Annotated in this window: 10 protein-coding genes; 2 read left to right on the plus strand and 8 right to left on the minus strand. The window is 48.5% G+C overall.

The genetic code is table 11. The annotated features are described in order from the left end of the window. Positions 1-13 precede the first annotated feature (13 nt). From LC508_RS15985 to LC508_RS16000, 4 genes are all read right to left on the minus strand, one after another. Positions 14-1,150: a tyrosine-type recombinase/integrase gene (locus tag LC508_RS15985; RefSeq protein ID WP_052099653.1), complete on the minus strand. Its 1,137-nt coding sequence runs from the start codon at positions 1,148-1,150 to the stop codon at positions 14-16. A 466-nt stretch (positions 1,151-1,616) separates the two neighbouring features. Continuing rightward, entirely contained in the window at positions 1,617-2,987 is a 1,371-nt protein-coding gene (locus LC508_RS15990; protein WP_103731226.1) for a UDP-N-acetylmuramoyl-tripeptide--D-alanyl-D-alanine ligase, read from the minus strand. 13 nt (positions 2,988-3,000) lie between these two features. After that, positions 3,001-4,032 (minus strand): D-alanine--D-alanine ligase family protein, encoded by a 1,032-nt coding sequence (locus LC508_RS15995; RefSeq protein WP_103731225.1) that lies wholly within the window; start codon positions 4,030-4,032, stop codon positions 3,001-3,003. Between the two features lie 434 nt (positions 4,033-4,466). Beyond that, positions 4,467-5,375 (minus strand): AraC family transcriptional regulator, encoded by a 909-nt coding sequence (locus LC508_RS16000; protein WP_158587271.1) that lies wholly within the window; start codon positions 5,373-5,375, stop codon positions 4,467-4,469. Positions 5,376-5,491: 116 nt separating this feature from the next. Between LC508_RS16000 and LC508_RS16005 the strand changes: the two genes are divergently transcribed. Continuing rightward, positions 5,492-10,003, plus strand: coding sequence for a family 16 glycosylhydrolase (locus LC508_RS16005; protein ID WP_103731223.1), 4,512 nt, complete (start codon positions 5,492-5,494; stop codon positions 10,001-10,003). Between the two features lie 116 nt (positions 10,004-10,119). Here the strand turns inward: LC508_RS16005 and LC508_RS16015 are convergent, their stop codons facing one another. The 3 genes from LC508_RS16015 to LC508_RS16025 form a co-directional block, all read right to left on the minus strand. Further along, the gene (locus LC508_RS16015; RefSeq protein WP_033139810.1) at positions 10,120-11,523 is read right to left on the minus strand and encodes a L,D-transpeptidase family protein; all 1,404 of its coding nucleotides are present in this window, start codon (positions 11,521-11,523) and stop codon (positions 10,120-10,122) included. Positions 11,524-11,844: 321 nt separating this feature from the next. Beyond that, complete coding sequence (locus LC508_RS16020; protein ID WP_033139811.1) at positions 11,845-13,125, minus strand: aminotransferase class I/II-fold pyridoxal phosphate-dependent enzyme; 1,281 nt, start codon at positions 13,123-13,125, stop codon at positions 11,845-11,847. Positions 13,126-13,337: 212 nt separating this feature from the next. After that, positions 13,338-15,923, minus strand: coding sequence for a cation-translocating P-type ATPase (locus LC508_RS16025; protein WP_103731222.1), 2,586 nt, complete (start codon positions 15,921-15,923; stop codon positions 13,338-13,340). A 459-nt stretch (positions 15,924-16,382) separates the two neighbouring features. Here LC508_RS16025 and LC508_RS16030 point away from each other — a divergent pair, with 459 nt between their 5' ends. Next, positions 16,383-17,249, plus strand: a complete 867-nt coding sequence (locus LC508_RS16030) for a class I SAM-dependent methyltransferase (RefSeq protein ID WP_033139813.1) — start codon at positions 16,383-16,385, stop codon at positions 17,247-17,249. A 3-nt stretch (positions 17,250-17,252) separates the two neighbouring features. Here LC508_RS16030 and LC508_RS16035 read toward each other — a convergent pair whose 3' ends face one another. Further along, on the minus strand, positions 17,253-18,680 hold the full coding sequence (locus LC508_RS16035) for a hypothetical protein (RefSeq protein WP_103731005.1): 1,428 nt from the start codon (positions 18,678-18,680) through the stop codon (positions 17,253-17,255). Between the last annotated feature and the right edge of the window lie 246 nt (positions 18,681-18,926).

Raw genomic sequence — 18,926 nt, forward strand, 5'->3', positions numbered from 1 at the left:
GAATGAGTTGGTTTCACAGATTTGTGAGCTGGTTCATATATCTGCGCTTGGTGTCGGGCTGAATGTGGACGTATAAGTCCAGCGTTGTCTTTACGGAAGTGTGGCCCAGGATTTCGGAGAGGGACTTTGTGTCAAAACCCTGTTCGATCCAGCGGCATGAGAACTGGTGGCGCAGCGCGTGGATCTTGATGTGGGGAATCTCACATTTTTTCAGCAGGGCTGCGTATCGTCGTTGTATGGTTCTTGGCTCCATGCATTTTTCCGTGCCTGTCAGGATAAAAAATCTGCCGTCTTTTTTCAGAGGAGCTGCCAGTTCCAGAAGCCTGTCGGGAAGAGGGATTATGCGGATGGAGGTCGCTGTTTTTGGTGTGCCGATGTTTAAATGGGTGCGGGAACATTCTTTTTTCCCGTCGGTCATGAGCATGTTCAGGTTTTTGACGCGTGTCACTGTGCGGCGGATATGGAGCCTGCACCGGGTGAAATCAATGTCTTCCCATTTGAGCCCGCTCAGTTCTCCGACCCGGATGCCGGTATACATACACAGCAGGATGCCGAAGGAAAAGGAGTCCATATCACTCTGCAGGAAGGTATCCAGCTTTTTGTAATCCTCACTGCTCATGATCTGTATATCGCTGCTGCTTGAGGGAATACGGGGGAACTTAAGAGGTTCAGCCGGGAAAAAGCTGAACTCCTGGGCATACCGGAGGAGATTTTTGAGCACACTTATGATAACATGGATACTGCCGTATGCCATGCCCTGCTCCAGTTCCCTCTGTACAAAGCCTGATATGGTGTGGTTTGTGATTTTTCTGACCTGCATATTGCCCAGAATGGGGAGAATATGGTTGTCCAGGATCTCTTCGTAGTTGGAATATGTGCTCTCCTTTACGGTATAGCGGATATGTGCTTTCCACTGTATACTCACTGTACGGATCCGGTCATCCTGGGGTGGGGCGGAGGACCGGCTGGTGTACATAGGCAAATTAGGAGTTTCAGATATGATTTTGGCTTTCTTGTCTTTTACTTCCATGTAAGATTTGCCGTACAGATATCCGTAATGGATCTTGCCGTCTATGTCACGCCCTTTTATATATCGGGCTTCCCAGCGGCCGTCTTTTCGTTTTCTGATATTTTCGCCTCTTCTTGGCATATTGACCTCCTTAAAATTAAGAATTTCTTAAATGAATTCAGACCATTTTTTTGACCACTAATGATTATCTATTAATAATGAAAAAATACCGTGGTTTTCATTTTATATCCGGTAAAGTTTTCCAGAAGTCCAGAATATACTAAAAATAGCCAAAAAATTGCCATTATTTTTTGGCATATTGACTTTAAAGACTTTTAGCGTTAAACTTAGTTTTGACTAAAGACCGGAATATTATTTTTGTTAATACTTTTTCTTGTCTTTAGATGTCGCATTTCTAAAATAATGCGGTTCAAAAAAGGAGCCCGCCTCCGCGCGAACTCCTGCAAATACCAATTACAACGTTACCAAAGTGAAAGCCCTCGCCGACATCTCTGCCGGCAAGGGCTTCCACTTTTTAAGACTATTCTTATTATCAACTTCAGTATCTCACACACCTGAAGTTCTTGTCAATCATTTTTCCTGTATTTTAAAGCTTCTCCAGGCATTCCACCACTTTTTCAAACTCCATGAAATGTGATGCTTTCACCAAAATGGTATCTCCATCCTGAATGATACCCGGCAGAGCCTCCAGCAGAGTTTCCTTTTCTGCAAAATGAACAATGTCTTTGGCAGGCGCCGCCAGCCTGGCTGCCTCAGCCATATCCCCTGCCAGTTCACCTACACAGATGATCTTATCAATGTCTCTCGCCGCGGCATATACCCCGACTTCCCGGTGCATCTCCACCTCGTCTTTTCCAAGTTCACCCATGTCTCCCAGTATGGCCACTTTTCTTCCCAGCGCATCCTGCAGCACATCCAGGGAAGCCTTCATGGATACCGGATTGGCATTATAGCAGTCATCTACAATGGTCTTTTTTCCGGTCTCTATAATATGGAAGCGGCCGCTCAAAGACTGCAGACTCTCAATCCCTTTTTTTATCCCCTCCAGGTTCATTCCATAGATAAGACCTACGGCAGTTCCGGCCAGTGCATTGTATACCATATGGCGTCCGGGAATAGGTACCAAAACCTGGAAACTCTCATTTCCTGCGTGGATACGGCAGGAAATTCCTTTTAATCCCATGCTCCTGATCTCATCCGCCCAAATCCCCTGATGGTTCATCACGCCGAAGAATACCGGCGCAATTCCGTTAACCTCTTTGACTGTGATCAGCTTATCGTCATCCCCATTCAGGACAACATGACCATCCGGCTCCAGGTAATCGAAGATCTCTGTCTTGGCTTTCAGGATGCCGTCTCTGGATTTCAGAAACTCCAGATGGCACAGGCCGATATTGGTGATCACACAGGTATCCGGCCGCGCGATTTTAGCCAGGCGGTGCATTTCTCCGAAGTCGCTGATTCCCATTTCCAGGACCGCGATCTCATGCTCCGGGCGCAGGCCGAAAACGGTCAGAGGAACTCCCAGTTCATTGTTGAAATTTCCTTTTGTCTTTAACACCTTGTACTTCTGTTCCAGCACAGCGGCGATCATTTCTTTGGTGCTGGTCTTGCCCACACTCCCTGTGATCCCCACCACCGGAATGTCAAGCTGCTTCAGATAGAACTCCGCAATGTCCTTTACAGCCTGAAGAGAAGAATGCACCTTTATATAAGGAAAGCTTTTTTTTCCGATGTCCTTCTCCGTGAGGGTGCACAGGGCTCCATTTGCCATCACACTGTCAATAAAATCATGGGCATCCACACGTGCACCTTTAATAGGAACAAACAGGAACCCCGGCTCTGCTTTTCTGCTGTCCGTTACGATTCCCTGTACTTCCCGGTCCTTCATCTCTTCGCTGCCCACATATATGCCGCCGCAGGCTTTGGCTATATTTTCTAATGTCAGATTTTTCATGGCACACCTCTGGTTATTTATATTTTTTCAGGGAAACCTCGATCAGTTTCTCGCACAGTTCCGGATAATCCATTCCCAGTGCCTTTGCCTCCTGGGGAATCAGGCTTGTGGGCGTCATTCCCGGCAGGGTGTTTGCCTCCAGGCAGTACATGTTTCCGTCTTTGTCCATGATGAAATCCAGTCTGCCGTAGGCCTGCAGTCCCAGTGCCTTGTAGCCCTGCTCCGCGTATCTCTGCATTTCCCTGGTCAGTGACTCGGAAATCTCCGCCGGACAGGTCTCAATGGTGGATCCCGCCTCGTATTTGTTCTTATAATCATAAAATCCCTGCAGCGGAGCGATCTCAATAACCGGATAAGCTTTGCCGTCCACGACAGCCACAGAGAACTCACGCCCCTCGATAAACTGCTCCACAACCGCCTCATTTTCATAGGAAAAGGACTCCTCAAGGGCAGTCTCATATTCTTCCTGATTCTTGGCAATACAGACACCCACGCTGGAACCTCCGCAGCATGGCTTCACGATCACCGGGAAGTCCATGTCATAGTCTGCCAGCTCGCTGCTGCATTTTCCCTTCTGCAGAGTTACGCCTTTTGGAGTGGGCACTCCCTTTGCCTCAAATACCATTTTCGTGATTCCCTTGTCCATGGCCATTCCGCTGCTCAGCGGACCGGAACCGGTGTAGGGGATTCCCATGAGGTCGAATACGGACTGTACCTTGCCGTCCTCCCCGTTGGAGCCGTGCAGAGCCAGGAACACCATGTCTGCCGCTTTGCAGATGTCAAGTACGCCGGGACCGAAGAATTCTTTCCTGCTTTTTACGGTCTCCTCCAGTTCCCTGCTCTTTTCCTGCATGTAAACAACTTCCGCATCTATATCATATGTCTGGGGGAACAATTCCTCTCCCCAGCTTTCTTTTCCAAAATAAGCGTCTACCAGTACCGCTTTGTGATTTCTTCTGCGCAGAGCTGTGCAGATGCCCTGTCCGGACACAATGGAGACTTCCCTCTCTGTACTGCTGCCGCCTGCTAAAACAACTATATTCATACTCTTTCTCCCTTATGCAGCCATTCGGTTTCTTTGCTCTTTTTATACTAATCAATTTAAACTTTTTTGTCAATGATGATGCCGTCTAAGGACATGATCTGCAATAAATATGACACGGCATGTGCGTTACTTTTTTACCTGCAGAAATACTTTTTCACATATTCTCCCCAACATTTCTCCATCATTTTATCTATTATATCTATATTTTCTCCACCACTTTTATCCATATTTACCAACTTTATTACATATTTTTTCTGTCAAAAGTATATTTTGACATATAAACAGGATAAAAAGTCATATATTCTATGCACTTTTTACAGTAAACTATATGGTAGTCCAACAAGTCTGATACTGGTTGGGTCATATTCAGAATGGATACTGAAATGTATCGGGGAATATAAGGACATATGCACAAATGTGCTGTTTCCTTCCTGTCATGCATTTTTGGTATGCGACAAAACAAGGGTAGCTGAGGAATCCCGGAATGCTCTGGGGCTGGTTCCTATTTTCTGCTTAAACGCTTTGGAAAATACCAGCGCGTCTTTATATCCCACCATTTCCGCGATCTGCTTGATCGGCAGCGCGGTGGTCTGCAGGAGCAGGGAGGCTTTATTCATCCTGACACCCAGCAGGTAGTCATAGGGGGAAACGTGATGAACCTGTTTGAATATCTTTGTCAGGTAGCTGCGCGTAATGCCGATATAGCTGCACATGTCATTGACGCTGATATCTTTATGGTAATTTTGCTCAATATAGGCAGCTGCATAGTCCGCATATTCCTGCCGGTGGTAATCATTGAACTGCTGTCTGGTATTATGTGAAGTCTGATATTCCCGGATCATACCTGCCAGAAAAAGGGCAAGCTGGCTCTGGCGCACCAGGTCATTGGCATAGGTAAGCTGATGGGCTGCCAGCATGGCATCCACGCAGGCAGTCAGTGCTTCCTCCTGCTCAAAATGACCGACTCTCTGCTCAGCAGAAAAACCGGCATGTTCCAGGCATTCATACGCCCGGATGCCGTCAAATGCTGCCCAGACATAAGACCAGGGTTCTTTGGCATCCGCCCTGTATACAGTAGTCTCCTCCGGCATGATCAGAAACGCATCATGGGCTCCAAGCTCTGTTGTCTTTCCATCTGCCGTAAAAGTGCCCTTCCCGCTTATAACATAGTGCAGAAGATATTCCTGACGGACAGCCGGTCCGTACGTATGCCCGGCCTCGCAGATTTCCCTGCCGCAGTAAGCCAGATAGAGCTCCACGGAATTCTTTCTGAGAAATTCCAGGCATTGATATTTTGGAGACTCCGTATATTTTACCTCGGTATCCTTATGTCCGCTGTCCATTCTGAATTTCCTCCTTTGCACCTCTGCATTCATAAAATCAGACTATATTTATTATAGCATTATGCATGTCCGGTGAAAAGGGTAATGTAAAGCAGTATTAAGAAAGGAGCGCAAGTATGAAAAGAAACAAGAAAGCCTCTAAAGCCCTGTCGTTCTTCATGGCACTGGCACTGACCGCCGGAAATCTATCACCTGCCGCAGTCAAAGCCGATACCATAACCGTGGATAAAAATATCCTGCAGGGTCTGATTCCCACCACAAATGCTGAGGGAGGCATCACGAATCCCGAAGCTGCCACAGACGGCATCAACTACGACAGTGATGTGGATGCCAACAACACCCGGATCGATGCCGGGGCTGAAATCGGCGGTGATGACAATGGCTATTCCCAGTGGAATCCGGTATACCTTCAGTATGATTTCGGTGATGTATACAGCGTAAAAGCTGTGGATCTGTACCGAAACACTTATCCGGCTGCAACTTCCACCTTCAAGGATGTAAAGGTAGAAGTATCAACCTCTGAGGATTTCTCAGACAGTACCATCCTCTATGGAGATCCTGACGGGGAAGACTTTTTGGAAACCGTTGATACCAAAGGCGAATCTCAGTATCTGGCGCCTGAAACAGAGATTGAAGCCCGCTATCTCCGTGTATGGGGAAAAGGCCACTACATAGAAAACACAAACAGTGCATGGAAAGGCTACAGCAGCGGCGTCCTCTTTACAGAGATCGAAGTCATCGCTTCTGTGGAACAGGAACAGCCTGCCCCTGATCCGGATCCCGGTGATGATGAGGAAATGGTAGACGCCAACATTATGACCGGCCTGATTCCTACCTCCAATACACCTCACCAGATCGTAACCGGAGGTTCTACGGTTCCCCAGGTACAGATCCTGAACCCGGAAGCAGCCACCGACGGTGTGAAATCAGGCAGTGAGGATGATTCCAACAATACCAAGATCATTGCAGGCCAGGAAATCGGCGGTAATGACAACGGCTATTCCGGATGGGACCACGTCTATCTCCAGTATGATTTCGGTAAAGTCCGGGACGTAAAAGAGATCGACCTATACCATAACACTTATCCCAATGCGGTTTCTACCTTCAAGGATGTAAAAGTAGAGCTCTCCTCCACAGAAGATTTTGCAGAGAGCACCATCGTATCCGATACGGCTGATTATGAGGAAACCACCTCCAACAAGGGACAGCCTCAGGTTATCACACTCCCGGAAATCGTATCTGCACAGTATATCCGTATCTGGCAGAGAGGACATTATATCCAGAATACCAACAGCTCATGGAAAGGCTACAGCAATGGCATTCTCTTTAATGAAATAGAAGTCATTGCCAGCATTCCGAAATCCGAAGTTCCCGCTCCGCCTCCCGAAGAAGAAGCGCAGAACATCGCCCTGGGCAAACTTCCATACGTCCGCGGTCTGACCCCTACTAAGATAGAGGCGATCACAGACGGCGCAGTGGATGACAACTATGCAGTTCACAACAGCACCGGTGAACGCTGGCTGCAGTTTGAATACAAAAACGCATATCAGATGAAAGAGATCTGCTTCAAGCTTGAAGAGGGCACCTACCAGTCCGTTAAGGTCTCCGTATCCTCTTCTCCGACAAGCGCAGGCCAGACTGTATTCCAGGAGTATAACTGGACACAGGGTCCTGACATGCAGACCATCACCCTGGACACACCGGTCACGGGAAAATGCGTGCGCTTCACAGTAAACAAAGACAACAACAGCCCCACCAAATATTCCGAAGTGGAAATCTGGGCTACGGGAAAATCCTACGACGAATCCAAACCGGAATACACCGCACCGGATTCCAAATATGATACCCTTGTATGGGCAGATGAGTTTGACGGCGACAGCGTTGATGAATCCAAATGGAATATTATTGACGGCATGGCAAACCATGCAGCCATTTACAACAAAGGCGCAGTCAGCATCGTAAAGGATGGAGACGAAAGCTGCCTGGCTATCAACTCCAAAAACTATGAATCCACAGACGCGCTGATCGACGCTGTAGGCTGGGATCAGTACGGCTCACAGGAACTGGCAGAGAAAGTCACATGGTCATCCGGCCGTCTGGAGTCCAAGAATAAGTTCTCCTTCCAGTTCGGACGCATGGCAGTCCGCGCGAAACCAAACGATTCCAAGGGTATCTGGCCTGCTATCTGGATGTTGTGCCAGGATGAGACAGGACATGACGAAATCGACGTGCTGGAATACCTGGGACAGGATGCATGGTCAGCCTGGACCACCAACCATTTCGGTATTCTGAGCTACAACAAAGGCTCTCACGGTATTGCCACCAACAATTATGAAGCATGGTGCCAGGATTTCCATGTATTTGAAGTAGAATGGGATCCGGAGGCTATCACCTTCTTTATCGACGGCAACCAGGTACACAAAACTACCCAGGCCAGAGATGACGGCAGAGACGGCATGCACACACGCCCCATGTTCCCGATTCTGGAAACACAGGTAGGCGACGGCTGGGTCGGCGATGTAGACTACAGCAAACAGGATACAAAACAGGACAGTGATTTCCTGGTTGACTGGGTACGTGTATACCAGACCGAAGGTCAGGCAGTTGCACGCTTTGACGATCTGACAGATATTTCGGGCGGAACAAATGACGACTACTTTATCAGTGCATCCTCCGCAACAGACGGTCTTATGGCACTCACAAAAGGAGATGCTCCTTATGAGGACAAAGACAACTTCTATTACGGCGGACAGCCAAGATACGAAGACAGCAGAGTTGCCGTAAAAGAGAACGCAGAAGACCAGTCCCTTGTATATAAAATCCCGGGTGTAAAAGACGCGCATCTGACAGCTTACTATCAGACGCTCAGCGACTATGCCGTATGGGACGGAAGCGCATGGACAGACAAAGGCAAATGCATAAGGGAAACACTGCAGAATGGCGCCTCCCTTGATTTCCGGGTATACACTTCTCCGAACGGAAAAGACTGGACTAAGTTTGAAAACGTAACAACTGTAAACAACTTCCCGGAAGCTTATCCGAGCTATGCCCGCATCACATTTGACGCTTACGGACTTCCGGAAGATACTAATTATGTAAAAGTTACCTTCCCGAATTATAAAGGTGTCACATACACTCTGAATTCAGGCGAAGTGAAAGAAGTACAGAACACAGATATCCAGCTTGCAAAGGTAACCTTCCTTCAGGATCAGCAGGAAGCGACTGATAAATCTGCTCTGGAAGCAGTCATCGCAGAAGCTGAGGCATTAAATGCTGAAGATTATACCACAGAAAGCTGGAACAGCTTATCAGATGCCCTGACTGCGGGAAAAGCACTTATGGACGATGCTTCGGCTTTCGCTGAAGAAATAGAGGATGCTGCCGCAGCGATCCGCAGTGCCATCGACGGCCTGGAAGTTAAGCCGGAAGCAGACAAAACCGCACTGAAAACACTTCTGGACAAAGCGGCAAAATTAAAGAAAAGCGATTATACCGCTGCATCCTGGAAGACCCTTACAAACGCTGTCGAAAAAGGCAGACAGGTTCTGGATGATAAGAAAGCTTCTGATAAAGACATTGCTGATGCAGCAACTTCTATCCAGAAAACTATGGACAATCTCAAAAAAGTCACCAAGACAAATACTGCATCCTTAAAAGCCGCACTGGACAAGGCTGCAAAACTGAAACAGAGTGACTACACTGCATCTTCCTGGAAGAATCTCACCAAAGCAGTCGATGCAGGCAAAAAAGTATTAAATAACAAAAAAGCTTCTCAGAAAGATATTGACAAAGCTGCCAACAGCATTCAGAAAGCTATCTCTAATCTGAAAAAAGCCGCAAAAGGTGTTTGGAAACAAAATGCCAAAGGCTGGTGGTATGACTACGGCAACGGAAAATGGCCTGCAGGCAAATGGGAATCCATTGACGGCAAATGGTATGCATTTGACGCAGACGGATACATGCGCACAGGCTGGTTCCGCGAAGGAAATACCTGGTACTATCTGACAAATTCAGGCGCTATGGCTACCGGTTGGGTCAAAGTAGGCTGCTGCTGGTATTATCTCCACAATAACGGCGCTATGGCTACCGGATGGGTCAGCGTAAACGGCACCTGGTATTATCTTACAAATTCAGGCGCTATGGCTACCGGATGGATCAAATCAGGCCAGACCTGGTATTACCTCACATCCTCAGGCGCTATGGCTACCGGATGGATCAAACCGGGAAATGACTGGTATTATCTCACATCATCGGGCGCTATGGCTACCGGATGGGCGAAAGTAGACGGAAGCTGGTATTATCTCACAGGCTCAGGTTCTATGGCCACCGGATGGATCAGACTGGGAAATAACTGGTATTACCTCAACGCATCCGGCCGCATGGCTACCGGATGGGTCAAACTCGGCAGCAGCTGGTACTATCTCACATCCTCAGGTGCTATGGCTACCGGATGGATCAAAGACAGCGGAAAATGGTACTACCTGACATTCTCAGGTGCTATGGCTACCGGATGGATCAAGGTAAACGGAACCTGGTATTACTTAAACGGCTCAGGCGCTATGGCTGAAAACACATGGATTGGCAATTATTATGTCAACTCAAGCGGTGCCTGGACGAAAACCCGATAAATAAATTTTGGCAGCCCCACTCACTTTCCCGGGGGAAACGGAATCCACAAAGTTCCCTTCCTCTGGGGAACATGAAAGCAGGCAGGCAGGTGAAAATTCACCTGCCTGCCTTTCTATCAGTATACCACAACCGGCACACCTTTTTCTATGTTGTTATAAATCTTCTCCGCATTGGACGGCGGCGTATTGACGCAGCCGTGGGAGCCGTTGTTGATGTATTCAGAACCTCCGAAGCTGTCTCTCCAGTCCGCGTCATGGATTCCTGTATTGGCATAGAAGGGCATCCAATATTGAACCGGTGAGGAATAATTTTCGCCTACCAGTGTGGCATTTCTTTCTTTATACATAATGCCGTAGATTCCCGTATGGGTATCCCATCCCTGGTTGTGGTTTCCTGTGACTACATCGGTGCTCACCAGAAGCTGTCCGTCCTTGTAGAACCACATGTGCTGTGCCTGAAGGCTGATCTCCACGTATGTATTTCCAATATCATTGGTATCCCTCACATAGCCTCTGTAGGTATACTCAGGCTCCATGGTCTGGGACTGGCCGCTCTTTATAGCCTCAACCAGTTTGGCAGTGGTGTCATTTCTTGCGATGAGCCAGCCGTAATCACCGCCGCTGACTGTGATGGTCTCCCCTGTGGAGGTCACAAACTGACGGGGATAGCCGAAGGTGTCATATTTCTTTGCCATTTCCACCACATACTCTTTTGCTTTCTCCTCATCCAGAACCACATCACCGTTCTCGTCCGTGGTAAGCCAGTTCTTAATCACATCCTTGTTCACCACTTCCTGCCTGTCAGAGAAATCAAAGGTCACGGTAACGCCCAGATATGCATTGCTCTGGTCCCGCTGTTTGATCAGATTCTCGTCCGTGCTGTATACTGTGGGCTTCAGATAACAGTCCTCAGCCTCCAGATCCAGCTCCGTCTTTCCTCCGTCAATGGCTTTCAGGATCTGTTCTTTTACCTTGTCCTTATCCAGGGCATTTCCCATCACCTCAGGGACGATCTCATATCCCGTATCCGTATCACCCAGGTAAGCATCTGCAGGCTGCGTGATATTCGCCTCTTGGAATGCCTCCAGGGCATCCACTGCCGCGTACAGCATATCTTTGTCATAGGTCGTGGTGGCTGACATATCATAATCGTTCTGATGCGCAAATGACAGGAACCATAGAAACGGATTCTGCTTGTCCTTCAGCTCCTGGATCTTGCCGTCATCTACATACTGCATGTTCATCTGTGACGCCACTATGGATTCTGTCCTGCCGTCCCGCTCCTTTAAATGCAGGGTATAGGATGCAATCTCATCCACAATGCTGTCCTCCACAGCCTCCACGCTCTTGCCGGAGGCATTCATTCCGTTTATCTGGGAACCCAGATAGAAATGTTTGGTAAAGTATACGACACCGGCTATGTATCCAAGCACCATAAGTGCAATATATCCAATCAGTATGCCCAGTACAATTTTCTTTGCCTTCGTGTACTTACCCTTTTTCCCTTTCTTTTTTTTCATAACCTCTACCCCTTATGTTATAACTTTTTCTATCCGTAACGGTTCAGACGTCTGTTCCGCCACGTGTATCCGCCCATTGTAAATTGCTCTGCAACGGGACAAATACCTGTCCTTCGTTTTCTATTCTATTTCATTTTGATTGTCGAAGTAAAGTGTTTTATGCAAAATTCATTAAAATATCACATTTCTGTAAATTATCCGAAATTTACAGATACTTCTGTAACGAAATAGAAATACTGCTTCACACAATAAGGCAGAACCTCTGCTGTTCTGCAAAAGTTCTGCCCTGTTTTATCATACGCTATGTCTGTTCTGCAGGATTTATTCTGCCAGAAGTTTGTCTATGCTGACCAGTTTTACACTGAGTACAAAAATCTCTGTAGCAAGCTGCAGTTCTTCCGGTGTGGGGAAGCTGGGTGCAATACGAATGTTGCTGTCATGAGGGTCAACGCCGTATGGGAAGGTTGCGCCTGCCTCTGTCATCTTCACGCCTGCCTCTGCTGCCTTGGCTACGATATCCTTTGCACAGCCCTCCATGGAGTCAAAGGAGATGAAGTATCCGCCTTTGGGTGTGGTCCATGTTCCGATTCCTGCCCCGCCGATCTCTTTCTCCAGTGTGTTCTCCACTGCCTCGAATTTCGGACGCAGAATCTCCGCGTGTTTTCTCATATGCTCGTGCATGCCCTCAATGTCCTTGAAGAAGCGCACATGTCTTAACTGGTTGATCTTGTCATGGCCGATGGTCTGGATCGCCATATGTTTTCTGAAATCAGCCAGGTTTCTCGGAGAAGACGCAACGGCTGCAATACCGGAGCCAGGGAAGCTGACTTTTGAAGTGGAAATGAATTTGTACGCCAGGTCCGGATTGCCTGCTTTCTCACATTCCTCCAGAATCTCCAAAAGGAAATCCTGCTCCTCATATAAATGATGGATGCAGTAAGCGTTATCCCAGAAAATACGGAAATCTTCCGCTGCCGGTTTCAGTCTGGCAAAGCGTTTTACAGTCTCCTCAGAGTAGGTGATACCCTGCGGATTGGAATATTTCGGCACACACCACACACCCTTGATGGCCGGGTCAGCGCTTACCAGTTCCTCTATCATATCCATGTCCGGGCCTGTGGGAGTCATGGGAACTGTGATCATCTCTATGCCGAAATATTCTGTGATCTTAAAGTGACGGTCATATCCCGGTGCAGGGCACAGGAATTTTACTTTATCTAACTTGCACCACGGAGTGCTGCCGCATACACCGTGAGTCATGGAACGGGAAACGGTGTCGAACATAACGTTTAGACTGGAATTGCCGAAGATCACGATCTGGTCTGCGGAAACCTCAGTCATGGCTCCCAGCAGTCTTCTTGCTTCCGGAATACCATCCAGCAGACCGTAGTTACGGCAGTCAATCCCTGTTTCACATTTCAGTTTATCAGTGCTCTTTAACTCCTCCAGCATATCCATTGCCAGCTCAAGCTGCTTCTTGGACGGTTTTCCTCTGGACATATCCAGATTCAGTCCTTTTGCTTTTACTTCCTCAAATTGTTTTTCCAAATCGGCTTTCATAGCCTGCAGCTGCTCTCTGCTCAGTTCTTTATACGGCGTCATGGCTCTCCTCCTGGTAATCTTCATAATTTTAATCACTGCCCCGGTAAAGTGTTCCGTGCAGCTCTCCTGCAATTATGCTTCGTTATGTGGTATTGTATGATAGAATATGACTTAATGTCAAGAACTTCTTGCATTTTTGGTAATTTTTTCCCCTTTTTATCGGGTTTATGGTTTTTTATATGCAATTTAACAAATGAAATCCTGCATTTTCCTCACTGTCGCTTTCTTCTGCCGCTGATAAGCCCGGGCAGGAGCAGTATCTCGTGCATAAGAAGCGGAATAGCGGAAATGCCCAGCAGCCACTGCCACTCCCCAAAGGAGAGCTGCACCGTCTGAAATGCCTGCACAAAATACGGTACCTCCGTGACCATGACCTGAAGGGCAAGCCCCAGGAAAAACGCCAGTATCATGAATGGATTATCCAGATGGTTCATTCTGAGTACGGACTTATCCCTGTCACGCATTCCTATGGCGTGGAAGAGCTGGGATACCCCCAGTACGGTAAAGGCATAGGTCTGCCCGCCCCTGTGGAAGGCATAAAGAGTAATGGCGCTGATCAGCATACCGTAAAATACAGTGAACAGCCAGCCCCCATGGGCAAACAACCCTTCATTGGGGTCTCTGGGCTTCTTCCTCATGAGAGACGCCGGATCATTTTTATCAACTCCCAGGGCCAGCGCAGGCAGGGAGTCTGTGATCAGGTTCACCCAAAGGATATGACTTGCCTTCAAGGGCGTCTCCAGGGAAAGCAGGACTGCCACAAACATAGTGATGATCTCGCCAAAGTTGGAGGACAAAAGGAACAGAATGGATTTCTTGATGTTCACGTAAATGCCTCTGCCCTCTTCCATGGCCTTCTCAATGGTGGAAAAGTTGTCATCTGTCAGCACCATATCCGCCGCATTTTTCGCCACATCCGTGCCGTTTCTGCCCATGGCAATCCCGATGTCAGCGGCCTGCAGGGACGGCGCGTCGTTGACACCGTCTCCGGTCATGGCTACGATCTGTCCGTTTTTCCGGAAACGGCTGACGATCTTCACCTTATGGGCTGGGGTCACGCGGGCAAATACCCGCAGGTCTTTCATTTTTTTAGCAAAGCGCTCCTCGCTCATATTGTCCAGCTCCGCGCCGGTGACGCACTGGTCCATGGAGTCCGCGATACCGATTTTTTTGGCAACCGCCAGGGCTGTGTCTTTGTAATCCCCTGTGATCATCGCCACCTGTACCCCTGCCTTTTTCAGAGTGCGGATGGACTGGGTGACTTCTTTTCTGGGCGGGTCCATCATGCCGGCCATTCCTGCGAACACCAGGCTGCCTGTGAGGGCTGACTCGCTCTTATCTTTTACATGTTCCTTATAAGCAAGGGCCAGCACGCGCAGTCCGTCCTGGGCCATTCCCTCCATTGCCATGCGGATCTTCATGCGCTGCACTTCTGTCATGGGAACCGCTTTGCCCCGGACTGCCACAAACGCGCAGCGTTCCAAAAGATAATCACAGGCCCCCTTCACATAGACCGTCTCGTTGCTGCCGTCTCTGTGTACGGTTGCCATGTATTTTCGTTCAGAGTCAAAGGGAATTTCATAGGTACGTGGATATTGTTCCTTTAATTTCTCCCGGTTATACCCCATTTCCTCACCCATATGGAGAAGGGCAAGCTCTGTGGAGTCACCGATCTCCTGTTTTCCCAGCATACTGTTGTTGCACAGAAGAAAGCCCTCCATCAGGCGGGGAAATTCCCTGCGGCGGACTTGTGACAGGGGAAGCTTGCGGTCATCGCCGTAGATTTCCACTACCTTCATCTTGTTTTCTGTGAGGGTACCTGTTTTGTCGGAACAGATGATGCCCACTGAGCCAAGAGTCTCCACTGCGGGAAGCTTCCTTATAATGGTGTTGACCTTTACCATGCGGGCAACGCCCAGGGCAAGGACAATGGTAACCACAGCGGGAAGGCCCTCCGGTATGGCTGCAACAGCCAGGGAAATGGCTACCAGAAGCATCTGCAGAATGTTCCTGTGCTGGACAACGCCCAGAAGGAAAAGGGCTGCGCAGAGGACAACTGCCACAATGCTGAGGATTTTCCCCAGGTCACCCAGGCGTTTCTGCAGGGGTGTCAGCTCTGTCGGGGTGTCGTTGATCATGCCGGCTATCTTGCCAAGCTCTGTCTCCATGCCGGTGGCTACCACAATGCCCTCGGCACTTCCCTTCATAGCTTCGGTTGACATAAATGCGATGTTCTTCCACTCTGCCATGGGGATTCCCTGGGACAACACGGTATCTGTCTTTTGGACCGGCATAGATTCTCCGGTGAGTGCGGACTCGTTTGTGTGGAAACCTTGTACTTTTATGAGACGGATATCTGCCGGTACCTGGTCTCCTGCCTCTATCTTGACCAGGTCTCCGGGAACGACAAAGGATGCAGGAATCTTCTTGTAAATACCGTCACGTTTGACGACTGCGGATGGGGCTGTCATTTTCTTTAAGGCATCCATGGCTTTTTTTGCTCTGCCCTCCTGGATGACGCCTACGGTGGTGTTCAGGGCTATGACTACAAAAATAATAGCTGTATCGCTGAACTGGCGGAGGAGCATGGAGATTGCGGCGGCCATGAACAGGATAAATATCATGGGGTCGTTGAGCTGTTCCATGATCATGTCCAGAATTGTCTGGTCTTTGCCTTTTTTGAGTATGTTTTCTCCGGACTGGCGGAGTCTCTCGTCAGCCTCGGTGGAGGAGAGGCCGGTGGATGAGTGGGTGTGGAAGGTTTCTTCTAATTGGGGGGTTGTAAATGATTCGTACATGGGTTCACCTCCTTGGATAATGTATGCTTGACTTTTTTGGGTTAGACTAGGTATAGTTATATAGATAAGGGGGGACGGGAGCTTGCGCGCGGGAGGGAGGGGGATGTCGTTTGCTTTCGTATGAAGCCGATTTCTACACTTTGCGGAGATTGTGCGTCTGTATCGGACTTGAAAGTCCGCTTCAGACGCACAATCTCCGCAAAGTGTAGCCTCGGAATACATACAGCAATGCAAATGACATCCCCCTCCCTCCCGCGCGCAAGCTCCCTGGTTACGATAAACTGGAGGAAAAAGAAAAAGAGAAAAGATTTTTTAGATTCTGGTTTGGCAGAAGATAGGGCGTAGTGGTTGAGGAGCTTAAGGTTTTTGAAAGATGAAAAGGGAATGGAATACTTGTAGGGAAGAGGGCAGTTTGGAGCTGCGGAATAAAGAATAAAGGAAGATTGAGAGGATTATAGTATGTGGATTGCTGATGGATGGAAGGATTATGAGATTATTGATACTTCTGATGGGGAGAAGCTGGAGAGATGGGGGGATTATCTGCTGGTGAGGCCGGATCCGCAGGTGATCTGGGATACGCCTAGGAAGAACAGCGGGTGGAAGAAGATGAACGGACATTATCACCGGAGTAAGAAGGGCGGAGGCGAATGGGAGTTTTTTGATCTGCCGGAACAGTGGTGTATTCGGTATGGGAAGCTTACGTTTAACCTGAAACCTTTCAGTTTTAAGCATACCGGGCTTTTTCCGGAGCAGGCGGTGAACTGGGACTGGTTTTCCAAAAAGATCCGGGAAGCCGGAAGGCCGGTTAAAGTGCTGAATCTCTTTGCCTATACGGGAGGGGCAACTCTGGCTGCCGCTGCCGCCGGGGCTGCGGTCACGCATGTGGATGCCTCTAAGGGGATGGTTTCCTGGGCTAAGGAAAATGCTGTGTCCTCCGGGCTTGGAGATGCGCCGATCCGGTGGCTGGTGGATGACTGTGTGAAATTCGTGGAACGGGAGATACGCAGGGGAAATCATTATGATGCCATTATCATGGACCCGCCGTCTTACGGAAGAGGACCTAAAGGCGAAATTTGGAAGATTGAAGAAGCGATTCATCCGCTGATCAAGCTGTGTGCACAGCTTCTCAGTGACAAACCGCTTTTCTTCCTGGTGAATTCTTATACCACCGGACTTGCGCCGGCAGTGTTGACTTATATGCTGGCTACAGAACTGAAAAAGTTCCATGGCAGGGTGGATTCCCAGGAGATCGGGCTGCCCGTCAGGGAAAGCGGACTGGTGCTGCCCTGCGGCGCTTCCGGTCGCTGGGAATGTGTTGATAAATAAGTGTTATGAGATGAATTTCAGGCCCTGCCTCAGAAAGTCTGTGACTTTTTGACCGCGGAGCAGATACTCATCACCGGCGTTTTCTATATGCCGGTAAAATTCGTTGAACTGATCTATGAGTTTCTTTGAGAAAAAACGGTAGTAGCCGGATATTCCATTCTGGACAGCCATGGCAAATACGGTGTCCCGGCAGAAGTAAATGGTACTCTGCAGGTCATCGTATCCGATATATGGATTGTTGTTTTCCAGAAGGAAAATCCGGATGCTGCTGTTTTTTTCTAACTCTTCTATGAGGTGGGTGATGTGACGAACACGCCATTCCCGCTCCACTTCCGCCTCTTTCCCGAAAATGTTGATCTTGCCGTCAAAGATATAGTCCATGAGTGTGGACTTATATACCACCGCTGTGACCGGTGCCTGGAAGGAGTTCCTATTCATGTTGTACTGAAGAAGGGCACTTTCCTGATCCCCGGTGTATTTCCTGCAGAGCTCCCAGAGCATGTCATCGGGCAGATGGATGATATGCATGGAGCGCAGAAGATAGCGGTATTCGTTCTGCATCATATAGTCAAAGATATATTTTTCCTGGTACATTTTATGTACGGAGTATTCTTCCACCAGAGGTTTCCTGGAGATGAGGCAGGCATATGCCGCTTCGTAGTAGGCATTGACCAGAGGGAGGCTTCTTATGACCGTGGTATATTTTTCCCTGGTGAACGGCTCCTGTATCTCAGTGACAAGAAGGCCGTTCTTTATGACCAGCACGGGAATGTCCGCGTGCTCGTGGGGCAGTTCGTAGAAATCATACCGGACGGAATGGATGGCATTCAGGTACATGGCTATACAGCGGCAGTAGGCGTCTGTCTGTTTTTTGAATTTCTCCATGTCTATAAACTGGTGGATTCGGACTGTGATGCCTCTTTTCTCAAGCGCCTCCAGCTTTTTAAAAAAGTCATTTTCCTTTGTCACGTACTCCTGGAATGGGCAGGTCACTATAATGTCCACGTCCCTCTCCGCACGGCTGCAGAGCTCATAGATCATTCCGCCCACGGCACCGGCCACAGTCTCCTGGTCCTGCCAGAGGGAGTCATAGGAAATCCGCTCCTGCACCTTTCTGTGCTCTTCCTTTTGTTCCTTCTGCTTCAGGAGCGACTGAAGAAGGCATTTTTCCAGGGCCTTTTCCAGTCCTGCTCCGTCATATTCCAGTCCCAGAACTTCTTTTATTTCTTTTTGCTGGGCTGCCTCTGTGTTGACGGCAAAGAAATGAGCCATTTTCCCAAACAGCTCCTCTGCATTTCTGGACGAGGGCAGTTTTGCACCGCTCTGCCATTTGCTGATATAGGAGACATCGTATCCCATTCTGTCTGCCAGGACCTGCGGTTTTACATTCGAGATACGAATCAATTTCTGTAGTAGTGCACTGAATTCCATGGCGTTCCTCCTCCTGATACATCAACCGGCTCTTTAATTGGAATTATATCAAATTCGTGTGATAAAAGCAATTTCACCTGTGAAATTATTGACAATTATTGACTTAAATGAAACTTTGACAATTCATTTTCCTCTGCTTTCCTTCATCCTCAGTCCTTTGTATTTCCGCCGCGCCTGGGATATGCTTGGTACATAGGGAAAATAAAGCAAAATATCTTCCCTGACAATGCTGGACTTCAGCAAACA

The organism is Blautia parvula (assembly GCF_020215665.1).
Classification (GTDB): Bacteria; Bacillota; Clostridia; order Lachnospirales; family Lachnospiraceae; genus Blautia; species Blautia celeris.